24 protein-coding genes are annotated in these 19,472 nt (G+C 54.5%); 9 read left to right on the plus strand and 15 right to left on the minus strand.

The annotated features are described in order from the left end of the window. Window positions 1–14: 14 nt before the first annotated feature. From HEP69_RS02025 to HEP69_RS02035, 3 genes are read right to left on the minus strand one after another with little or no spacing between them, the layout of a single operon-like run. Entirely contained in the window at window positions 15–1,166 is a 1,152-nt protein-coding gene (locus HEP69_RS02025) for a DUF3618 domain-containing protein (RefSeq protein ID WP_290556842.1), read from the minus strand. Further along, complete coding sequence (locus HEP69_RS02030; RefSeq protein WP_290556843.1) at window positions 1,156–1,557, minus strand: phage holin family protein; 402 nt, start codon at window positions 1,555–1,557, stop codon at window positions 1,156–1,158. The genes HEP69_RS02025 and HEP69_RS02030 overlap by 11 nt, the downstream gene beginning before the upstream one ends. Next, window positions 1,554–2,036, minus strand: a complete 483-nt coding sequence (locus tag HEP69_RS02035; RefSeq protein WP_290556844.1) for a hypothetical protein — start codon at window positions 2,034–2,036, stop codon at window positions 1,554–1,556. Before HEP69_RS02035 ends, HEP69_RS02030 begins: the two co-directional genes overlap by 4 nt. 282 nt (window positions 2,037–2,318) lie before the next feature. On the opposite strand from HEP69_RS02035, the gene HEP69_RS02040 reads away from it, so the two are divergent. Further along, window positions 2,319–2,816 carry a ferritin-like domain-containing protein gene (locus tag HEP69_RS02040; RefSeq protein ID WP_290556845.1) on the plus strand — a complete coding sequence of 166 codons (498 nt, stop codon included), beginning with the start codon at window positions 2,319–2,321 and terminating at the stop codon, window positions 2,814–2,816. A 3-nt stretch (window positions 2,817–2,819) separates the two neighbouring features. Here the strand turns inward: HEP69_RS02040 and HEP69_RS02045 are convergent, their stop codons facing one another. Further along, entirely contained in the window at window positions 2,820–3,605 is a 786-nt protein-coding gene (locus HEP69_RS02045; RefSeq protein WP_366111292.1) for a Crp/Fnr family transcriptional regulator, read from the minus strand. Between the two features lie 101 nt (window positions 3,606–3,706). Between HEP69_RS02045 and HEP69_RS02050 the strand changes: the two genes are divergently transcribed. The 3 genes from HEP69_RS02050 to HEP69_RS02060 are packed head-to-tail and all read left to right on the plus strand — an operon-like array spanning window position 3,707 to window position 5,009. Next, entirely contained in the window at window positions 3,707–3,865 is a 159-nt protein-coding gene (locus HEP69_RS02050; RefSeq protein ID WP_290556847.1) for a YqaE/Pmp3 family membrane protein, read from the plus strand. Next, a complete protein-coding gene (locus tag HEP69_RS02055; protein WP_290556848.1) occupies window positions 3,862–4,230 on the plus strand; it encodes a DUF4112 domain-containing protein in 369 nt (122 codons plus the stop codon). Before HEP69_RS02050 ends, HEP69_RS02055 begins: the two co-directional genes overlap by 4 nt. After that, window positions 4,227–5,009, plus strand: coding sequence for a transglutaminase family protein (locus HEP69_RS02060; RefSeq protein WP_290556849.1), 783 nt, complete (start codon window positions 4,227–4,229; stop codon window positions 5,007–5,009). The genes HEP69_RS02055 and HEP69_RS02060 overlap by 4 nt, the downstream gene beginning before the upstream one ends. Before the next feature lie 6 nt (window positions 5,010–5,015). Here the strand turns inward: HEP69_RS02060 and HEP69_RS02065 are convergent, their stop codons facing one another. The 4 genes from HEP69_RS02065 to HEP69_RS02080 form a co-directional block, all read right to left on the minus strand. Next, the gene (locus tag HEP69_RS02065; RefSeq protein ID WP_290556850.1) at window positions 5,016–6,161 is read right to left on the minus strand and encodes a C45 family peptidase; all 1,146 of its coding nucleotides are present in this window, start codon (window positions 6,159–6,161) and stop codon (window positions 5,016–5,018) included. 1 nt (window position 6,162) lies between these two features. Then, window positions 6,163–7,245, minus strand: a complete 1,083-nt coding sequence (locus HEP69_RS02070; protein ID WP_290556851.1) for a PHB depolymerase family esterase — start codon at window positions 7,243–7,245, stop codon at window positions 6,163–6,165. Between the two features lie 29 nt (window positions 7,246–7,274). Next, the gene (locus HEP69_RS02075) at window positions 7,275–7,691 is read right to left on the minus strand and encodes a CopG family transcriptional regulator (protein ID WP_290556852.1); all 417 of its coding nucleotides are present in this window, start codon (window positions 7,689–7,691) and stop codon (window positions 7,275–7,277) included. A 289-nt stretch (window positions 7,692–7,980) separates the two neighbouring features. Beyond that, window positions 7,981–8,586, minus strand: a complete 606-nt coding sequence (locus HEP69_RS02080) for a GNAT family N-acetyltransferase (RefSeq protein ID WP_290556853.1) — start codon at window positions 8,584–8,586, stop codon at window positions 7,981–7,983. A 258-nt stretch (window positions 8,587–8,844) separates the two neighbouring features. On the opposite strand from HEP69_RS02080, the gene HEP69_RS02085 reads away from it, so the two are divergent. From HEP69_RS02085 to HEP69_RS02100, 4 genes are all read left to right on the plus strand, one after another. Further along, window positions 8,845–10,092: an IS256 family transposase gene (locus HEP69_RS02085; protein ID WP_290556854.1), complete on the plus strand. Its 1,248-nt coding sequence runs from the start codon at window positions 8,845–8,847 to the stop codon at window positions 10,090–10,092. A 462-nt stretch (window positions 10,093–10,554) separates the two neighbouring features. Then, window positions 10,555–10,974 (plus strand): CreA family protein, encoded by a 420-nt coding sequence (locus HEP69_RS02090; RefSeq protein ID WP_290556855.1) that lies wholly within the window; start codon window positions 10,555–10,557, stop codon window positions 10,972–10,974. A gap of 57 nt (window positions 10,975–11,031) precedes the next feature. Further along, window positions 11,032–11,196 carry a hypothetical protein gene (locus HEP69_RS02095; RefSeq protein WP_290556856.1) on the plus strand — a complete coding sequence of 55 codons (165 nt, stop codon included), beginning with the start codon at window positions 11,032–11,034 and terminating at the stop codon, window positions 11,194–11,196. A gap of 214 nt (window positions 11,197–11,410) precedes the next feature. Beyond that, window positions 11,411–11,788 carry a host attachment protein gene (locus HEP69_RS02100; protein ID WP_290556857.1) on the plus strand — a complete coding sequence of 126 codons (378 nt, stop codon included), beginning with the start codon at window positions 11,411–11,413 and terminating at the stop codon, window positions 11,786–11,788. A gap of 86 nt (window positions 11,789–11,874) precedes the next feature. Here HEP69_RS02100 and HEP69_RS02105 read toward each other — a convergent pair whose 3' ends face one another. The 7 genes from HEP69_RS02105 to HEP69_RS02135 form a co-directional block, all read right to left on the minus strand. Further along, the gene (locus HEP69_RS02105) at window positions 11,875–12,684 is read right to left on the minus strand and encodes a PRC-barrel domain-containing protein (protein WP_290556858.1); all 810 of its coding nucleotides are present in this window, start codon (window positions 12,682–12,684) and stop codon (window positions 11,875–11,877) included. A gap of 289 nt (window positions 12,685–12,973) precedes the next feature. Then, a complete protein-coding gene (locus HEP69_RS02110) occupies window positions 12,974–13,168 on the minus strand; it encodes a hypothetical protein (protein ID WP_290556859.1) in 195 nt (64 codons plus the stop codon). A gap of 69 nt (window positions 13,169–13,237) precedes the next feature. After that, window positions 13,238–14,104 carry a mechanosensitive ion channel family protein gene (locus HEP69_RS02115; RefSeq protein WP_290556860.1) on the minus strand — a complete coding sequence of 289 codons (867 nt, stop codon included), beginning with the start codon at window positions 14,102–14,104 and terminating at the stop codon, window positions 13,238–13,240. A gap of 40 nt (window positions 14,105–14,144) precedes the next feature. Then, window positions 14,145–14,969 (minus strand): mechanosensitive ion channel domain-containing protein, encoded by an 825-nt coding sequence (locus tag HEP69_RS02120; RefSeq protein WP_290556861.1) that lies wholly within the window; start codon window positions 14,967–14,969, stop codon window positions 14,145–14,147. Window positions 14,970–14,977: 8 nt separating this feature from the next. After that, entirely contained in the window at window positions 14,978–16,093 is a 1,116-nt protein-coding gene (locus HEP69_RS02125) for a hypothetical protein (RefSeq protein ID WP_290556862.1), read from the minus strand. A 559-nt stretch (window positions 16,094–16,652) separates the two neighbouring features. Continuing rightward, the gene (locus HEP69_RS02130) at window positions 16,653–17,501 is read right to left on the minus strand and encodes a formate/nitrite transporter family protein (RefSeq protein WP_290556863.1); all 849 of its coding nucleotides are present in this window, start codon (window positions 17,499–17,501) and stop codon (window positions 16,653–16,655) included. A 55-nt stretch (window positions 17,502–17,556) separates the two neighbouring features. After that, complete coding sequence (locus HEP69_RS02135) at window positions 17,557–18,309, minus strand: Crp/Fnr family transcriptional regulator (protein WP_290556864.1); 753 nt, start codon at window positions 18,307–18,309, stop codon at window positions 17,557–17,559. Window positions 18,310–18,607: 298 nt separating this feature from the next. Between HEP69_RS02135 and HEP69_RS02140 the strand changes: the two genes are divergently transcribed. Continuing rightward, window positions 18,608–19,453, plus strand: a complete 846-nt coding sequence (locus tag HEP69_RS02140; RefSeq protein ID WP_290556865.1) for a Crp/Fnr family transcriptional regulator — start codon at window positions 18,608–18,610, stop codon at window positions 19,451–19,453. Window positions 19,454–19,472: the final 19 nt, after the last annotated feature.

A 19,472-nucleotide genomic window follows, 5' to 3' on the forward strand; every position in this document is an offset into this window, starting at 1 on the left:
CCCTTCACATCGGCTCAGGTCTTCGGCTTACCGAGTTTCTCGTCCTTGGCGGCCGAGCTAGCCGTATCTGCAACACGCCCCGCGACAGACTTGGCTTTATCGCCAATCGCCTCGACAGCGGTTTTGTCGCCGGGGGCACCGCTATCAAGGTCGGCTTTTGCCTCCGACGCGATGTCGGTCGCTTCATCCTTGACAGATTTGGCAACAGACATGGCTTTGGCTTTCTCTTCCTCGAAAATGCGCTCGGCCTGATCAATCAAATCATCGCTTTGCGATCCCATCAGATCATCTTCAGCTTTCGTGCGCGGCAAGGCACCGCCGAGGGCAGCACCAACCGCAAGTGCCAATGCACCTACGACCAACGGCTGCCGGTCGTAGAAGTCAGCCGCCGCATCCGCACCCTCCTGCGCGGCGCGCGCGGTCTGGCGACGCAGATCGAGCGCTTTCTGGCGTGCGGCGATGACGCGCTTACGGCCCTCTTCTGAGAGGGTTTCCGTCCCTTCCGCAATCCGGCTAGCCGCTGTGGCTATGCCATCACGGGCGGTCTGTGCAGCACCCGTTACAGAGGACTTTGCGGAGGCCGCTGCATCCGAGACTTTCGAACCGGCAGCATTTGCCGCATCTGAAACTGACGATCCGACGGAACGCGCAGCATCCGAGACCGAAGCCGCTGCGGATGAAGCGCCATCCTTCATAGCTGCCGCACTGGATGATGCGTGATCTTTCAGCGGTGGGCCATTGTCCGCATCATCGCGCGACCACGACGGACCATCATTGCGTGCAGGCGCATAGGAGGTCGGCGCCACATAGGGACGGCCTTGACGTTCACGCGTGCGGCGAAAATCGTTCTCAACTTCGCTGTAGCGGTCATCATCACGATGATCCGAAATGGGTGTTTGCGCTGACTGTTTCTGAGCACCGTTACCAAACATCATCCACGCAAGGCCAATACCGGTAAGCGCCAGCGGAATGGGGTTTGCCTTGACCTGATTCGAGATGGAGCGGCCCATATCGCCACCATGCTCACGGAACTGGTCCCCAATCTGACGCACAACTGTGTCGATTGAGAATTTGTCCTGAAGGTCCTCAAGATTCGAAGTCAGGTCAGACCGCTGTTCTTCGATTTCGCGTTCGATCTCTTTCGGGCTGCGTGTCTCATTTGTCATCGTAAGCTTCCTTTACGGCTGCGGCATCGCGCTGGACATTTTTCACGGTCCGCGTCGGTGCAAGGCTGGAGAGTTTGAGGTCGTTCACGCCCTTGTTGATCAAGACGAATGCAATAACGGCGAGACCAGCGCCAACGATCAGCGCGGACCAGCCAGCATCAAGCCCTGCCTCGGTCAGGGCCGCGACCAAGGCGGCCGCTAAGACATTCAAAGCGACCAGCGCAATGACGGCGGCACCTGCGATCAGACCGACCGCCACGCCGGCCTTGGTCACGTTCTCGCTGATTTCCGCACGGGCAAGATCGACTTCGTTGCGGACAAGACCGCTGACATTGGCCATGGCCTCCGTCAGCAGATCGCCGGCGCTCTTCTGCGTGTTGTTATCGCTCATGAGAAGTCTCCATGCCGCTCAGTGCCGGGGCTGCCGAGCACGATTTGCGAGTCTTGCGTGCCAGACGCTTTCGCGAACCGAGTGGCAGCAAACCCAATCAGGGCTGCACCACCAAGGAACACCAGCGGATTTTTGCGGGCGAAGGCGCTGACGTCCTGAACCATTTCACTCAGATCCTTGTTGCGCATTGCTTCAGACGCATCAGCGAGCCCTTCGGCGATCTGACCAAATGTGCGTTCCTGCGGTGAACCGCTGCGCATTTCCTCTGCAGCTGTGCGCAGTGCTGAGGCTACGCCGGACATCTCGTCAGCGACTGATGATTTTGCGGTCTCCGCCTGATCCTTTGCCGCGGACGCAGCATTTTGCGCGACATCACGGGCGGCGGTTTTCGCCTGCTCGGTCACGTCGCTGGCCTTTTGTTTGGCCTCAGCCGCGACTCGCGGGGTGGACTTCGGGTCGGGTGTATTTGCGTTCGACATGTCTCTCTCCACTTTAAATTCAGAATACGAAACTGATGACGGCCAAAACGACGACAATCAGTCCGATAAGATAAAAAACGTTATGCATTAGGGACTCCTCCTGAGGGACGTGACCGTTTCCAGCCCCGCTCCGATCAGCTTAGGTGGTTGTTAGTCTCCTCGTAGCCCGCAGACGCTAATCTGGTTTAGCATTTGCCCAATCGGACGCTCTTCCAGACACGCCGGCCCTGTTGTGAAAGTCAGTTCCGGATAGCGTGGAGGCTCACCTCGAAAGGATCGAACATGAGCATCGACACATTGGAAGACCTCTACCTCGAGCAACTCAAGGACATTTACAGCGCCAATAAACAGGCTTTGGACATAACGAAGGAAATGGCCGAGGTCGCAAGTGACACCGACCTTGCTGACGCTCTTCGCGCGGGTGCCGATGGGATTCAGGACGGCATCACCGCAATTGAAAAAATTTCAGAGAGCCACGACGAAAGCCCATCCGGCGAGCACTGCAAAGGCATGGAAGGCCTGGTCCAGGAAGCCCGCGCCCACGCCATTGAAGAGTCCTTCGGAGAAGACGCCACGAGGGATGCGATGATCATCACGCAATACCAACGGCTCACGCATTACGCGATTGCAGGATATGGCTGCCTTGCTGCCTTTGCGGACCGCCTGGAGCTCGACAATGACCTGTCTGCGCTGAAAACCTGTCTTGAAGCATCCTATGATGGCGACCGCACGATGACGGCGCTGGCGACGGGTGGGATCAACAAAAGCGCAGTGGCCTGACCGTTAGGCAGATCTGGCAAGATCTGCCGCGCCAGTGGTTTCCGCTCCGATCGCGGGCGGAAACCACGATGTATCCATATCGACAAAGGCGTTGACGAACTCACAGTGCTTTTCCCATTCGTCCCGCTTAAGTAGGCGCACATAGGGCCGCTTGATTTCCATGTCGCCGCTTTCGACAAAGCGGCGGAGCAGTTTGTTGACATAGATCGACGTAAGACCAACGGCCTGCCCGATCTCGACCTGGCTGAAGGGCACCTGAAACCGGTTGCCAAGACCAATGTTTGCGACCTCCAGCCGGGACCGAAGCTGCAACAGCCAGAACTTGAGTTTGCCAGCTGCATCCATCGATCCGAGGCTGCTGGCATGGTGGCGCAAAGCGATCTGATCCAGGCTGCCGATAGCCGTCAGCAACGCTCCCAATCGCGGATAGTCGGTGTAAAGCGGCGCCAGACCGACGCGTGGGAAAGGGCAGATCACCCCGTCGGTCTGCATCATCACGCGATGACTTGCATGGGATGATCCAATTTCTGCCAGACCCATTACCTCTCCTGGCAAGTACACGCGCAAAATCTGACTGCGCCCATCCGCACTGTCCGCCCGGACGACGGCCCACCCCGACTTCAGGACCATGATGCCCTCAGTCCGATCGCCAACACTCACAACCGGTCGCCCCTTTTTGCGCGGATGTTCGTCCTTTTCCATTTCTGCAATAAAGGCGCACTCGTGATCGGTAAGAGACACGAAACGGGAGAGGCGGCTGACAAGGCAGCTTTTGTATTCTTCTGACATAGGAGAAATTAGCACAGTTTAGGACGCTGCGTCTCGCTTAACTCGCGGCGATCTGCGATACGCTGCAACACGCCCCCATCACCTTCCAGAAAAGAGCGCCCATGGACCTTATTCGCATTATCCTATCCGTCATCATTCCGCCGCTTGGCGTGTTTCTGCAAGTGGGGTTGGGCAAGCATTTCTGGATCAATATCCTGCTGACGTTGCTTGGTTACATTCCCGGTCTCGTTCATGCGGTGTATATCGTTGCCCGCAAGTGAATGAAGAACGGGCCAGCGAGGTCGAAAAACTCGACCACCTCTCAACGTTGCTCGACAGCCGGTTCCGCATACCGGGCACGCCGATACGGTTTGGATGGGATTCACTTCTTGGGCTCATCCCCGGCGCAGGAGACCTCGCTTCGCTCGGGCCGTTGGCCTATCTCATCTACAAGGGCTATCGGCTCGGTGCGCGCAAGCGCACGATCCTACGCATGACAACAAATACCGGACTGGATTTCGTCGTGGGCGCAGTGCCCGTTCTTGGCGACGTCTTCGACCTCGTCTTCAAAGCGAACAACCGCAACTTCGCGCTGCTGCGCAAGGATCTGGCAGACGGAGTTTTAGAGAAGGAAGACATCGGATGATTGTCGATATCGACGTACGGCTCGGATATGATATCAGCCAATCCGTTGACCTAATCCTCCAGATCCGCGCACCGAGTTTTGCGGACCAGGACGTCCTATCCGAAGCGTTTGACGTTGGCTCACCGGAGCAGCTTGCAGATACGGCGGCCGAGGCGGGTTTCGGCAACCGGACGTTGCTTCGAACATCCGAAAACTTTGCATGTTCCTATGCTGCCAAGGTGGAGATCGACCGACCCACTTTGAATGTCTCGGCATTGAACAAGGTCCCGCCTCACCTGCTTCCCGGCGATGTTGTTCGCTACCTGATGCCGTCGCGCTACTGTCCGTCTGATGAACTCCAGAGTTTTGTTGCTGCGGAGTTTGGTCATTTGGACGCGGGCCAGCGGGTGGCTGCTATGCGCGACTGGATTTTCGAGCGCTTTGCCTATGTGCCAGGATCAAGCACTGCGCAGACGACAGCCATCGATACATTCGTCCAACGGCAAGGCGTCTGCCGGGATTTTGCCCATGTCCTCATCACACTCGCACGCGCCTCCGCTATCCCAGCCCGGTTTGCCAGCGTCTTCGCCCCGCATGTCACGCCGCAGGATTTTCATGCGGTCGCTGAGGTCTATCTCGACGGCACCTGGCATCTGATCGACGCCACCGGTATGGCTGAGGCATCACAGATCGTCCGGATCGGCGTCGGAATAGATGCCGCAGAGGTTGCATTCCTATCAAGCTTCGGTCCGATTTCTCTGATTGAGAAATCGGTCAATGTGTCGATTTCCGAAGCATAGGATTTGCTATGCGGCCTCGGGTTTCGAGACCATAGTGTCAGGAAGATACGCGCTGATCTCCTGGCCACGCCCTGCCGCATAGTCCATTGCGAGGCGCGGCCAATCGATCATGGCGGCCTGCGACCAGTCAACTCCGCTCTCAGCTCCCATCGGCATGCTGATAGTCGCGTTGCTACCGCTTGCACGTGAATAGTCTGCCGTGTGCTGCCCTTCCAGAAATCCATCAATGGTTTGGTGCCATCGCTTTCCGTTCATCGACAGCAAAAGCGATCGCAACTTCGGATCATACTCCGCCGTAAACAGTGTTCCGAAGCCCTCGCCGTAGCGATCCTGGCGCAATGGTTCTTTGAGAAAGTGCCGACCAAGATCGCGTGGGCCGGCTAGCAAGCCCTTCAGATGAGCCAGCCGCTCTACGGTCCGCGTGAAGCCAGGTCGGTCTGCGACCGTACCCTTGCTTTGGTGGTTGGTCGCGATGGCCCGGGGCATGATCATAGCGCCGCCTCCCGGAGCGAGTTCCACGCTTGCCGTTCGGCCTGCAGCATCCGCAAGGACCACGTTGTAGGCCATGTGGGAAGGTATGCGCTTCAATGCTGCAACAGCTTCTTCGACCGTTTCAGACGTTTCCAAGACATAGCGCAGGATCGTGGTGATGCCGAACCCCATGCCCGTCTCGGATCTGCCGCCGTAGGCCAGCGCCACGCTGAGCCCTGCATCGTTGATGCCATCCGAAAGGCCCCAGAGAAATTCAACCATGCCCATGACCGCGCGACCCGTCCATTCTGTGCGGAGCAACAGCCCTTCGTTCAACTCGGGCGAGAGGTCGTAGTTGCGCACCAGCCGAACGTCATGCCGGTCCGCGACGGCTGCGAGGGAACACCCACCCAAATAGGACGGCGGGCACCATGTGGAGAGGAACCGCGCGGCTCGGTTGGAGCCACCCGCAATCGTGACAAGCTTGTCATAGGTCGTGATCAACTCGGGCATGTGGTGCTTCAGCGCAGCTCGACAGTCGGCACGGGACGGACCGGCATCGCCGCCGCGTGCGACAAACCATGCCTCATAGACAGGCCAGGACCGTGCCCAACGGGCGGCCCATTTCGGGCCAGGCGTAGCCTCGGTCACCGCATCAAACGTCAGTTTCATATTGGTCATCTCAAGTATCCTTGTCTGTTCTACCGAAAAAGAAGCGGATCATTTCTGCGCTGGCATCGGGCCCGTTTGGATCGGTGTAGGACCCACCTGGCTGACCGCCTGACCACGCATGGCCCTGTCCCTCGACGGTCCAATGTTCGACCAACGCCGTGCCGTCCTCGTCGCTAGACATGTCTCTCGTGTAGGTCCGACCCGTTGCATTTCCGGTCGTCGATGTCTCGACGCTCTGGCCAGGACCCGCACTGCGCGCACGCCGCGCGATATTATGACCGTTCGAAGGATGGACGGTATGGTCGGCTGACCCGTGAAACAGAATAGTACGCACGCGCTGATCAGCTTGCACGGGTTCGGTTGCCTCAAGTGCATTGCCCGCCATTGCGGCGAACGCGGAAGGCACGTCCTTGGCAGATCCTGCTGGAAGGCCTGAGTGTGCGCCGACTGCAGCGAAGACATCTGGATAGGTCTCCCCAAGGATGACCGCCATGGCGGCGCCTGCCGAAAGGCCGGCAACGAACGTGTCGTCGCGCGTGACACCGTAATCGGCACAGATCTTCTGTGCCAAACCAGCGAGGATCGCAGGTTCCCCCCTGCCCCGACGTTGATCGCCCCGGCTGAACCAGTTCCAGCAGGATTGCGCGTTATCGCCCCGTGATTGCGCAGGATAGACCACCACAAACCCGTGACGGTCGGCCAAGGTGTTCATTCCTGTTCCATTGGCGAAGTCTTCAGGTGTCTGCGTGCAGCCATGCAGCATCATGACGACACCCGTCGCGCCCTCGGATGTGGAGGCGGGTACATAGAGGCGATAGCGGCGGCTGCCGGATGCGCATGCGAAGATATCGTCTGTAAAGATCGCACCGTCCGGAACGCTTGTCTCAGGCGAGGCAGAACGCATGGGTTGTCCGGACAACTTCGCCAACATGCTGTTGATCGAAGGCGGGTTTACTCCCCCTATTTGTGCGCTCTGCTCCACCGGGGAGGCGAGGCCATGCTGCGCAAGTGTACGTTGTACAAGATCATTGGCTGCCGACGCCCAAGCGGTATCGGCCGCCGGGCGCGTCGCGCCGGCGCTGAAGAGTTTCATGGTACTTCCTTTGCTATATGTGAGACGACCTACTTGATGCGGTCGCCAAGTGCCTTCTTGATCTCTGCGCTGGCTTGCAGAGCGCCAAGCACGGTGATCGACCCGATAGTTTGAAGCGCGAGTTCCGGCGTGACGCCGGGATCGATCCGCGCCAAACCCACAACCTTTACGTGAAGCATCTCGCCTGCATCCCGCAGTCCCTCCAGATCGGCAGCCGTGTAGTCGCGCAGCCCGAGCTCCATGGTATGGCGTTCAAGCGATTTGCTGACGACTGCACCGTGACTTTCCAACTGATTGCGGATCGCTGTGCGGATCAGATCGCTCCGATTGGAATAGAAGCCCTCCTGCACCAACAGGTCGATCCGACCCAAATCGACAAAGCCCAGGTTAATCGTGATTTTCTCGTTTTCCGGCTGTTTGGCGCGGAGCTGGGAAACATTGCTCATAATAATTCTCCATCTGCATGGATGGTATATGGATGTTTCTCTAGGTATTACAACTGAAACTTTGGGTGTCGCAGGGTAAGCGCAACGCAAAATCGGGCGTCAACCGCTTCAAAACGCTACGCCATTCAAGAATTCTTAAGCGACTACCTTGTGGCTTTCATCAAAAGAAAAAGCGCCTAAGGGCCTGCTAGCCTGCATCGCGGCGTATGTGAGATAGCCGGAAAAAGTCTATACATGCCGCCATGCTGAAACAATCACAGGATCAGCGGTTTTCGCGCAGTCGATGCGCCTACCCGTCAGAAAGCTGTGCATAGGAATAGGCCCGGCGTACATAGGCTCCAACCTCGTTATCCGGGTAATTTGTCGGATCCTGATAGATTGGAACACGAATACTTACTTCAGGTTCATTGGGGGCCTCTTCCGTCCCGCCCAGTTCGAGCAGAAGTTGGCGCATGGCCGCGTTTTCGCTGTCGACCAGTGCCAGAAACTCACTGATCCCGTTGGCGCAGGCCATCTTTGCAAGAACCCCTAGCAACAGCGTGCCGATCCCTCGGTTATGAAAGGCGTCTACGACCGTAACCGCGATCTCGGCCGAGTGGCTCTCTGCACTTGTGCGCACATAGCGTGCAATACCGACAGGCTGCGGCATGTCATCGCGCATACAGAGCGCCCCGACGGCTGCATGATCGACTGTGTTGAGGGCTGAGAAGAGGTCGACCTCAGCGTCTGACAGTCGACTTTTTGAAGCCATGAACCGGAAGAAGCGCGACCTCTTTGAAAGTCGGTCAAACCCCAGTTCGATGAGGTCACCATCATCGGGAACAACATCGCGCACGGTGACCTGAAGGCCTTCCTTGACCTTAGTGTCGAATGGTCGAAATGATCTGTAAGTCATTCGATCCCTCACAGCCAAAGGCCTAACAGTATTATGCACACTATCCGTGTATTAAATCCGTGATCTACGCATCGTATTTGAGAGGGCTCTATCATCACTGCGTGCAAGAAAACAGCCGTGTCTGTGATGCTGACTTTACCAGCCACCCTATTAAGGCAAAAAGAGAAATAGCTGAAAGTTGGTGATGGCCCCTGAGGGGCGGCATATCATGGCGTTGTTCACGCGCCGCAATTCTCATCAGAGAAAAGGATATGCCACATGAGAGAAGATACCATCACCACCTTGCCTGATCCAAACGGATTTTCCGCTGACCCGCTGACGGATTTGATCCGCTCAGGTGCTCGTAAGTTGATTGAGCAAGCGCTTGAAGCAGAACTGGGCGCGCTGCTCGCGCAGTTTTCCAACGAGACAACCGATGAAGGACACGCACGGATCGTTCGACACGGCCACCTGCCTGAACGCGAGGTCATGACCGGCGTTGGTCCCGTTGCCGTGAAGGTTCCACGCGTGCGGGATCGCGGGCAGCAGGCCGAGAAAGTGCGGTTCACCTCGTCGATCTTGCCGCCATACTTACGCAAGGCCAAATCCGTCGAGGAATTGTTGCCCTGGCTCTATTTGAAAGGCATTTCAACAGGTGACTTCCAAGAAGCGCTGGCCGCGCTGCTTGGGCCGAATGCGGCAGGCCTGTCATCCACCACCATCTCGCGGCTCAAAGCGGACTGGTGGGCGGATTATGAGCGCTGGCAGAAGCGTGATCTCGGCGCCCGGCGCATCGTGTATGTCTGGGCGGACGGTGTGTATTTCCAGCCGAGAATGGAAGAAAAACAATGCGTTCTGGTGCTGATCGGCGCGGATGAGTGGGGCCGCAAGGAAATCCTCGGCCTGAGCGATGGCTACCGCGAAAGCACTCAAAGCTGGCGTGAGTTACTCCTCGATCTTAAACGGCACGGTCTAAACCATCCGCCAGATCTGGCCGTTGGCGATGGTGCGCTTGGCTTCTGGGCAGCCCTGCGCGAAGTGTTTGGCGACACCTGTGAACAGCACTGCTGGTTCCATAAGACGGGCAATGTGTTGAATGCGATGCCAAAGTCGATCCAGGCCAAAGCCAAGGGTCACCTACACGACATTTGGCAGGCTGAGACGAAGGCCGATGCCAACGCCGCCTTCGACTTCTTCGTCGAGACCTACGGCGTGAAATACGAGAAGGCGGTGGCCAAGCTGGTCAAGGATCGAGACGTACTGCTGGCGTTCTATGACTTCCCGGCAGAACACTGGAAGCACATCCGGACCACCAACCCCATCGAAAGCACCTTCGCCACGGTCCGCCATCGAACCGGCAAAACCAAAGGCTGCCTGAGCCGCAAAACCGGCCTCGCCATGGCGTTCAAACTGATGATGTCGGCGCAGGGAAAATGGCGAAAGCTCGATGGCTCAAACCGTATGCCAGAAATCATTCAGGGCATTGCCTTCATCGACGGGATCAAGCAACTTCAACCAGCCGCCTGATCTCGCCATCACCAAGTTTCGGGCATAGCTCAGGCAAAAATCCTTTACGATGCTGCGGCCTTAGACGCCATTCTTCCGATGTTGTTGATGCTATCGACATGACACGACGACAGTTCTTCAAAAAGCAGTTTGAAATCCATCGTCTCACTGAGGGTGACAGCTCAAAACCCAACAATTCTTGTCCGAGTTTAAGATATGAGCTGAGATGACGATACCCCCAACGGGCAACATGTGCGACAATCAGAGGAATCCGCCGATTATCCACCCATCTGGCGATCGCGTTTCAACTATTCGCGACGAACTCTTGAAGTTCATCGCTTTGCCTAGGAGAAAGTTTAATGAGCCGCCTTATTTACATTATTGGTCTTGTTGTCGTTGTGATCGCCGTGCTGTCGTTCTTTGGGTTGCGGTAGAGCATTGCGCTCTTGGTCAAAGGTCACGGCTCTCAGCTGTGTTTGGGCGTTGGTCTATACACCGGTTATTGCGGATCAAGTCGGGAACGTTGACGTCGACTGGCTCGGAAATGACATCGTCATCGAGGCCTTCGCTGACCCCAAAGTTGATGGTGTGACATGCCACGTTGCCTATTTTGAGCGTGGTCTCATCGATAGGTTGCAAAAGGGCGACTGGTTTGAAGACCCCTCAAATTCGTCAATCGCGTGCCGTCAAACTGGAGCCATTTCCATTGGTGACATCGACCGTAGCGATGAAGGAGAAAACGTTTTCTCAGAAAGCCGTTCCATTGTCTGGAAGTCAGTACAGGTCAAGCGGATTTTCGATGAGGCGAACCAGACCTTGATTTACATATCTCATGCCCGAGATGTGCAGAATGGATCAGCCAAGATGTCAATTTCCACAGTACCGCTCTTTCAAGGGAACTGATCATTCCTAGCAATGAGCACCGACAGAAGATGATATTCTTCAGGTCCAAGAGGAACTATGGATGTCCTCTCAGTCAAAAAAGAGAAGCATGCCGCATCGGTTTTGGCCGATCTGAACCCGAATGGCGAGAAAGTTTCCGACCACCAGAACGACAGGGCGGGCAATTCAGTCCTTTCTGAAATTAACGAGGATCAAAGTGTTAAAAAGACGGGCTCCGATTAGGCCGTCGCAGCCTCATCGCTCGATAACTTCATCGTTAAGTTTGCATCGCACCGAAAAGGGCCATGCACCACCAGCATCGCGCAAATTGCCGGTCGACATGGGTGACGCACGCATTCTGTATTCGAGCGCGAGAGGGCCCAAAGCATGCCTGTCGCCCACAATTTATCAACTATGGAGTTCAACTGTGACCACCTCATAATGCCCACCGAAAGCCTTGACCGTCATTGCATCTGGGGCGGAGGCAACAATCTTTGTCAACGTTGGGACGCCACGCGATATCAAGCTCAATCACGACGGAGGTCAATCTCCGCGGAACCTTGAGGATGACGGGCCTTCTGGAAACCGGCCAACCGGATCGTCTGACCAAGAGACGGATGAAGCTTCCTTCGCCAAGCTACTCGCGCGATCTCTTTACGCAAAGGCTTACAAGGGAAAGTTCGACCATCTCGTTATTGTTGCAGATCCCGACACACTCGGCGACATTCGACCCGTCCTCCATCAAGAGGTCACTCTGAAGATCACTTTTGAGTTTGCGAAAGCTCTGATCAATTCCACCACAGATGACATCGCACGCAGCCTTTCAGCGGGTTGAACTCTCAACAAAACCCAACTTGCTGCCGCTCATTTCTGAGCGGCAGCAGCACCTTTACCAAACCCTAATTGTAACAGAGGACGGTATTAGCCTTGATAGGCCGGTTGGGCCTCCAGGGCTTCCTGCGTGCTATCGATATACACACGCACGTCACCGTCTTTCTGCATGATCGTCAGTTCTTCCATGGTCACAGCGACTTCTTTTTCGCCAAGACCCAAGAAACCACCAACATCAATAACAGCACGATCGATTTTGCCAGCATCCGTCAGAAGCAGGCTGCCGATTTCACCAATATCTTCGTCGTTGCTGCCATAGACACGGGCGCCAGTAAGGGTCTCAGATGTCAGTTGCTCCGTTTCAACACGCTCATAGCCTTCACGTTCGATTACCGGCGCCGCCAGCATCTGACGATCGGAGTGCGCCATCGCATCGACGTTCGACACATAGTCTGGCGCATCTTTAACGCCAGCGGCACTGGCTTTGACGACGATGAAATACTCGTCTGCTTCTTCGCCATCAGAAACAAAGGTCAGTTCTGACAAATCAACCGCGACGGACTTTTCACCCAATCCCAGGAAGCCGCCAACGCCGACGATTACAGATGTAATCTCTCCAGAGCGCGACAAGACGATTTCATTGATCTCGCCGATATCGTCCCATTCCTTTTCTCCGTCAGCAGCCAGAGGCTCACTTGCGATTTCAGCTTCGGACGCATAGACACGCGCGCCGATCAGCTCAGATGCGTTCAGGTTCTGAGTGGCGTCGAACTTGAAATCCATGAATGCAGCCGTGTGACCATCGGCGTATGCTGATGTTGCCAGCAACAAAGCCGTTGCAGCAGAGGCGAGAAGCCCTGTTGTGAAGCGTGTGTTTTGAGTTCTCGATGTGAGAGACATATTTGATTTCCTTATATTTTTGCAATGCTACGGATACAAACAATCCTCACGCACGCCTGCGCGATGTCGCACGGGGCGCGTTTTGATCATCCGCCGGTCAGTAACGACAGTTAGGCAGATATCGGTCTGCAAAAACCTCATCGACCTGTAGCAAAGATATCAGTCTAAATCGGGAAGGTGCGGCGGCAATCACTAATCTCGAACAAGTTCTGGGGCATTGGCAAGCGGGTATCGGCACATTTTGCCGTACTGGTGCGGTAAGCGTTCCGATCCAGACATTTGTTGGAGTTCACGAGATGGACGCAGCGGTCAGACCGTCGAGCCAACTGTCCAATTTGGCAAAGAACAAAACAAAGTCAGCATCAACTTCATCCACCGCAACAATCCTCGCCCACATGCTCCAGTTCGTACGGAACGCCGGCACATCAGTAGAGGCGAGATCGGTACGATGGGCGAAGCCCAACAGGTTGATCCGCGTTCGCATGAAGCGATGCCTTAAACTCGATTAGTCTTTCAAGGAATTACGCGCAGCGTGATGCCTGCCGCCGGCACATCAATTTTCTTCGGTTTGCGCAATCGGGAGAGGTTCCTTGAATGTCAGAGTCCGGTATGGGAACGGGATTTCGATATTTGCATCATCAAGCGCCCGTTTCACTGTGGCGACAACCTCATCCCGCGAAGCGCGGACCTCCACCGGTTTGGAACCACACCACCACGTCACCTCGAAGTTAATGGACGAGGACGCGAATTCCTGAGCAAATATCTGGATCGGTTTGTCGCCTTGCAGAACACTTTCACAGGTTGCAACGGCCTCGCTGATCACCTCCCGGGCCTCATCCACATCGACGTCGTAGGCAACGCCACAGATGACAGTCATGCGTCGGGATGACTGATGGGTGCGGATGGTGACCGGATTCTTGAAAAGGATTGAATTTGGTACGATGACCAACTGCCCGTCAGTTTGTTGAATGTGGCTTTCGCGAATGGCAATGTGCTCAACCTCGCCTTCGATACCTTCACATTCAATGAAGTCACCAATACGCATTTCTCTGCGAAACAGGATGATGATGCCAGCAAGGAAGTTCTCAAAAACGTCTTTGAAGGCAAATCCAATCGCGACTGACCCAATCCCAAGACCCGCGAGTATGCTCGACGGAGTGAGACCCGGAAAGACGATGACTGCAGCGATCATCAACCCGAGAATCCAGACGAGCATTGATGACAAAAGCGAAAATAACTCCTTGAGGCTTGGCCGGAGCTTGGTGCGCGCAAGCACGCGGTCAACCAAAAAGCCGATCAACTTGTTCAGACCTATCGTGAAAAGCAAAACGAACAGGGCAACCGCGATCTGCGGTAGCAATTCGATCGAGCCGCGCGCGATCTCACGCAGCTGCGTCATCAAAATCTTGATTGGTTCCACCGGATCTTTCCTTTACCTGATGACTAAGCGCGTCAACGAGCTAAGACCTGATACTTTCAGAGAACAAATCCTCAGGTACTGACGCGGCGCTAATCCCGGCAACACGTAACGCAGCGTTCCCACGTTCCGTCATGTCGGTGATGAATGCGAACTGGTTTCGTGGCTCAAACGGATAGGCCTTGAGCTTGTAGACCGTGCAAAAGGCCGTGTTTTCCGCCACCACAATCACATCGCGATCCAGATTCAGATAAGGACTCGTTTTACCGACAGTCTCCAAGAGCACCACCACGTCACCTACGTCCTGATTGTGCGCGATATTGAACGTTGCCACACACATCAACGTGCCAAAACCATCATTGGCGTTCAGGACATTCTCCGTCCAAATTCGATCATGAGAAATCGTCACGACGTTGTCGTCGGGCGTCCGGATTTGCACTGCGCGCATCCCGATTGTGATGACTTCACCATAGTCGTTCCCGATCTTGATCCAGTCCCCTAGCCGATAGGGCTTTTCAAACAAGGCGACAAAGCCCGCGATGACACTGCTCGCAAGGTCTTTGACAGCAAAGCCTACCGCCACACTCAAAGCTCCGGCGATGAAGACAAAGTTCTGCAAGGTGATGTTAAAGATCAGTGGTACGATCCAAACAAAAAGAAACAGCAGTGCAAGAACCCGCAAGACTGGCACAGAGTTCAACGTGAGATGCCGCAGTTTGGCCGGTAAAAATTCACTGACCCAGGGCAAGAGCTTTTGCGTCGCTTTGATGAAAGCCCAGACCAACAATATGCTTACCGCAATCTCAGCAATCACCCAACCATTGATGTCATTGAATAAATTCGAAATTCTCTGTGCGCGCTCTTCCATAGGACTCGCTATAGCCGATCCAAATTGAAGCCGGCCGCACCCAGTTCACTTCGGATTTCTGGATAATTCCTGATGGCACAAGAAACGCTGCCGTCGTGTATATCAACGAACCCGTTTTGCTGCAGCGCCGACCAAACGCCTTTCACTGTTGGACTGGGGAGCAGCTTATCAAACTCTTCAATCTTTCGGGGTCCGTGGATCAATAGCGACTGGAGGGCAAACAAATGAGCATCGTTGGCGGGGGTGGGCAGCGAACAAGCTGCGGGAAACTGGACCCAAAGTTGGCTTTCAGATGTCTTTTCGTCCGCATCTGCGGCTTCGGCGATGCCTTGCAGAAACATTTCGACAGCGACCCAAGGGTGACCGAGACTCACTTCCGCGAGTTTCTTCAAGAATGGGTCAACTAGATTGCCGTCGTCATCGCGCTTGAGGATTGGTGCTCCCGTTGCAACTGATTTGACGACCGCATTGCTCTCGAGCGCCCTTTCGAAAACAGATGCCAGCGCATCGGCATCGAATGCCGGGAAGGTTTCGCCCTCACCTAACATGAACTGCAGCTCATCGAACTGCCAAAGGAACCGCCGCGCCCAACTACTGCAACCTACAAGGACACGGCCTTGATACGCGGACAATGCTTCGAAGAAGTCAAAGAGCGGTGTCAGTTGATCGACATGGCGCCCAAAAAACACTTCGATGCTCGGAACAACAAAACATGCTACGTCGAACTTCTCTCGCAGTTGCTTCAACTCTGACAGAACCGGAAAGTCATGCCGTTTAGCCCAATCTGAGAGGATGTCAGTCCCCATCGGCGGATGAACCAGAAGGCGCTTTGTCCGGCTGTTCGTACCCTTCGTGGCCCATCCTAGATATGTGGCGCTGAGTGCATCAAGCAAAACTGTTTCCAAGACAGTCCTGAGCGCCCTTTCCAACATTTCATCTGATCTTTTTTTCAACTCACCAGTGTCAATTGCGGCGGCGTTCTTTGCGGTACCGAACCCCATCTTGAACTTTTCGAGGAGGTGCCCGATGGTTTGCTCTGCTTCACTACGCGGCCACTTATAGTCCCCAAGCGGAATGAGTGACCTGACATGCTCAGGCATTTCGATTGGGTTCGATGAGGTCATGGCACCAAGGAATCCGCCGTTTGCTTTTTCATCCCGAAACAGTGCACGAGAACCCACCTACATGCTAGCGTGATCGGCACCTGTGGACGGGGTGCCCCTTGGTTATGTCAATCGAAGTAGTCTGCTTCGGTGTCTGATCTCAGCAAGAACAACATAAAAAGGAATGCCCGTCTGCCTGACACAAACCTTTCAAAGAACCCAAGCTCGAATGAATTGGCAGACACACGCACGGCCTGAGCCGAAGATCGCACAATGCTTGCAAATGAGCGGACATTTGCAGGTTGGTGCGGACAGGCATGGCCTGCATCTCCCTCGCCTTGGGTCTAACAGCCGCCTTCAAAGACACAAACTACCCCATTGTCGCTAAGTGGATCGCCGAGGCGTTTATCGAAGTTGCCATCCTGATTTTTTGGTCGACTGTTACCGAGTGCAGGAAACCCACAAACGTATGACAGATCCTGACGTGGAGGCTCAATCGCATCAGCGCATGACGACACTGGCAAGCACCCTGACACTCGAAGCAGTCGCGACCCGGGTGATCCTTTGTCTGCTTTAGGCACTAAGTCTTTTCTGCATCTACCAACTCATGGCGGACTTGCCCCCAAGCCATGAGGGTAAAGATCACGGTACCACCAACGACGTTGCCTGCCAGAACCGGTAAGAAGAAGCCAAAGACTGCGTCATAGAAACCAAGATCTCCACGAACGGCCAAAAAGGCCATTTCGACAGAACCCGCGACAATATGGGTGAAGTCGCCTGCCGCTATCAGCCATGTGAAAATCAATATTACAAAGAACGACGCGTTCTCGGCTTGCGGCAACATCCAAACAATCGCGGCAATGAGTATTCCGGCTGGGATCGCTCGCATAAAGCTTTCTCCTACTGACATCCCAACAGCGTGTTCAGACAGGGAAACTAAAGCGGGTATTAGTTCTGCCGGTATGGCTGACGTGTGGGCGAAGACGGTTGCGATCGCGAATGCGCCGACGACATTTGCAGACAGGACAACGAACCAAAGCTGACATACATCGCCTAACAGTCTTCGTGATGGTGCCACCATTAGTGGAAGCACAGTCGTTATGGTATTTTCTGTGAACAGTTGCATTCGGCCAAGTATGACAAGCAGAAACCCAAGACTATAGCCAAGGTTTTCGATGAGATAGCTGCTTGGAGCGTCAGGAAGATGTGTTCGAAAAATTGCTTCTCCCAAAACGGAAAAACTGATCATAATGCCAGCAGCTATACCGGACCAAACTAGTGATCGAAGGGGGCGTTCAAGTTCCTCTTCACCATCACGCCGGATGACTTCGTAGATCAGACGCGGTGACAGTTTGGTTGCATCTTGCAACGATTGCTCATCCAAAGCTGCCTGCTCGGCCTCATCAATAATACTGTTTGTTTTGGTCATCTTGCTGCAGGCTTTCTAAGAACAAGACCACACCATGAAGTGCAAAACGCCATCTCTAGATTTGGAATTCGGTCAGGTGCTCTGGGTTAAACTCGGACATTTCAATCAGAGCCTTGATATCATTCAATCGCACATAGTCTTTGCTGACGGAAACAAGGCCAGCATCTCGCAGCGACTTCAGCGAACGGTTTGTGTGTACTAAGCTCATTCCAAGGGTATCCGCAAGGTCTTGCTGGGTCATTGGAATTTCAACCCAGTTCCCGTTGTCATTCTCGATAAGCGCAAAGCGATGCCAGAGCTCCAGAAAGAGATGGGCCAATCGTTGACGCGCCGAAAGCCGCCCCAGCCGGATCGCCTGATCACCGAGGATCGCAAACTCGCGCGCAGTACACCAACTCAGGCCCGCAGCAATTATGGGAAACTTTTGAGAGATTTCAATCACGCGGCGCGGATCCACTGCAGCTAGTTTCAGCGGGGTCAGTGCAGACGCACTGTAAGTAGCTGTTGCGCGGAAATTTACATGCAGCCCAAGGATATCCCCTGGCAAAGCGTAGCTGAGAATTTGACGCCTGCCATTCGACAACAAACTATAGCGAACAGCCCAGCCCTCTATCACGATGAATGTTGTTCTGAGATCTGCATCTTCAACGATGAAGTCTTGGCCTCTATCAGCGTTTACAGTGTTGTTTTGAAGGCCCTCAAGAAAATCTATTTCCTCCTCCGACAACAAACACAAGGCCCCAAGCTTCCGCACAAGCGGGCTTGAAGAAGTTGCAGGCTTCAAATCCGTCGATATTCCAATGCTCAATCTCGGTGTTCCCCTTATGTACTCAAGCGAGACGCCTAAAGTTAACATATGTTATACTGATCGCCGGGTTCGTACATGGATTTTATTGGCTGTTAGATGTGCGAAACCTGAGAAAAGTTGAGGCTTTTCGGAAATGACCGACCGTCTGACTAAGTCAGTTAACATAGTTAACAGAACGGCTTGTCTTTGTGTGGTTCACACAAACCATGAAAAATTCGCAGAATCTTGATCTGGGGCGACCTGGATACTCCCCTTTTGAGCAGTACCACTCCTCAGGTTGGCTGTTTGGCCAAGCCTTATGATCGGTAGCAATGCTCCTGCAACCCGCTTGCAAAGATTCGTCCAGCTCGAGGAGTGCGAAAAGCATTTATTGGACTCCTTTGATCGATCCAGTGTGCGGCGCCCAAAAGGGTATCAACTTGCTCGCGTTGGCGATCTGGCAGACAAGGTCTGGGTTCTTCAGTCGGGATGGGCAGCTCTACGATCCAACTGCAAACAACATGGCAATCAGATACTACGTCTGTTTCTACCAGGCGACTTTATCGGCCTCGCGGAGTTTGGGACGAAACACGCCCCTCATCAGATCATGATGTTGACAGATGGCACGTTGACCGAGATTCCACGCAAAGCGTTCCATCGCGAAATCGTCCAACTTCCCCGTCTATCTTTGCTTCTGTTTGCGCTGAGCAGCTTAAGCCTGACCGCCTTTCACTATCAGGTGACGCGCTTGAACACGATGAGTGCGCAAGACAATCTCAAGTTTTTTCTGCTTCAATTGATATCGAGACTACAGTCCGGGCAAAGCGATCTTGGAAATCGCTTCGAGGTTCCAATGACCCAAGTTGAGATCGGACAGGCAATAGGCCTCACATCGATCTATGTAAACAAGCTGCTACGGAGATTCATAGACGAGGGTCAGCTTGAGATTGAGAGACCATACTTTCGGCTCAAAACCCGCGAAAGATGGGAATGCGAGACGGCCTTTGTTGATGCCTTCGCCGAAATCGACACATCGTGGTTTGCTACCGAGTTCTCCAGACCGATACAACAGAACGCGTCGCCGAGGGCAAACGGCCGCGTTTACAATCGGACCGATCCATCAACATGTCAGCCCGAAGGCGCCGCCAGAGCTATTCTGGTTTAGTATTTGGGCATTTGGTCGT

Origin of the sequence: Aestuariivita sp. (genome assembly GCF_021404545.1) — a bacterium.
In the GTDB taxonomy this organism is placed as follows: domain Bacteria; phylum Pseudomonadota; class Alphaproteobacteria; order Rhodobacterales; family Rhodobacteraceae; genus Aestuariivita.

Bases quoted from the DNA above. Each gene is read 5' to 3' on its own strand.
- HEP69_RS02025 (WP_290556842.1), bottom strand. From the start codon at position 1,166: ATGACAAATGAGACACGCAGCCCGAAAGAGATCGAACGCGAAATCGAA.
- HEP69_RS02030 (WP_290556843.1), bottom strand. From the start codon at position 1,557: ATGAGCGATAACAACACGCAGAAGAGCGCCGGCGATCTGCTGACGGAG.
- HEP69_RS02035 (WP_290556844.1), bottom strand. From the start codon at position 2,036: ATGTCGAACGCAAATACACCCGACCCGAAGTCCACCCCGCGAGTCGCG.
- HEP69_RS02040 (WP_290556845.1), top strand. From the start codon at position 2,319: ATGAGCATCGACACATTGGAAGACCTCTACCTCGAGCAACTCAAGGAC.
- HEP69_RS02045 (WP_366111292.1), bottom strand. From the start codon at position 3,605: ATGTCAGAAGAATACAAAAGCTGCCTTGTCAGCCGCCTCTCCCGTTTC.
- HEP69_RS02050 (WP_290556847.1), top strand. From the start codon at position 3,707: ATGGACCTTATTCGCATTATCCTATCCGTCATCATTCCGCCGCTTGGC.
- HEP69_RS02060 (WP_290556849.1), top strand. From the start codon at position 4,227: ATGATTGTCGATATCGACGTACGGCTCGGATATGATATCAGCCAATCC.
- HEP69_RS02065 (WP_290556850.1), bottom strand. From the start codon at position 6,161: ATGACCAATATGAAACTGACGTTTGATGCGGTGACCGAGGCTACGCCT.
- HEP69_RS02070 (WP_290556851.1), bottom strand. From the start codon at position 7,245: ATGAAACTCTTCAGCGCCGGCGCGACGCGCCCGGCGGCCGATACCGCT.
- HEP69_RS02075 (WP_290556852.1), bottom strand. From the start codon at position 7,691: ATGAGCAATGTTTCCCAGCTCCGCGCCAAACAGCCGGAAAACGAGAAA.
- HEP69_RS02080 (WP_290556853.1), bottom strand. From the start codon at position 8,586: ATGACTTACAGATCATTTCGACCATTCGACACTAAGGTCAAGGAAGGC.
- HEP69_RS02085 (WP_290556854.1), top strand. From the start codon at position 8,845: ATGAGAGAAGATACCATCACCACCTTGCCTGATCCAAACGGATTTTCC.
- HEP69_RS02095 (WP_290556856.1), top strand. From the start codon at position 11,032: ATGGATGTCCTCTCAGTCAAAAAAGAGAAGCATGCCGCATCGGTTTTG.
- HEP69_RS02105 (WP_290556858.1), bottom strand. From the start codon at position 12,684: ATGTCTCTCACATCGAGAACTCAAAACACACGCTTCACAACAGGGCTT.
- HEP69_RS02110 (WP_290556859.1), bottom strand. From the start codon at position 13,168: ATGCGAACGCGGATCAACCTGTTGGGCTTCGCCCATCGTACCGATCTC.
- HEP69_RS02120 (WP_290556861.1), bottom strand. From the start codon at position 14,969: ATGGAAGAGCGCGCACAGAGAATTTCGAATTTATTCAATGACATCAAT.
- HEP69_RS02125 (WP_290556862.1), bottom strand. From the start codon at position 16,093: ATGACCTCATCGAACCCAATCGAAATGCCTGAGCATGTCAGGTCACTC.
- HEP69_RS02130 (WP_290556863.1), bottom strand. From the start codon at position 17,501: ATGACCAAAACAAACAGTATTATTGATGAGGCCGAGCAGGCAGCTTTG.
- HEP69_RS02140 (WP_290556865.1), top strand. From the start codon at position 18,608: ATGATCGGTAGCAATGCTCCTGCAACCCGCTTGCAAAGATTCGTCCAG.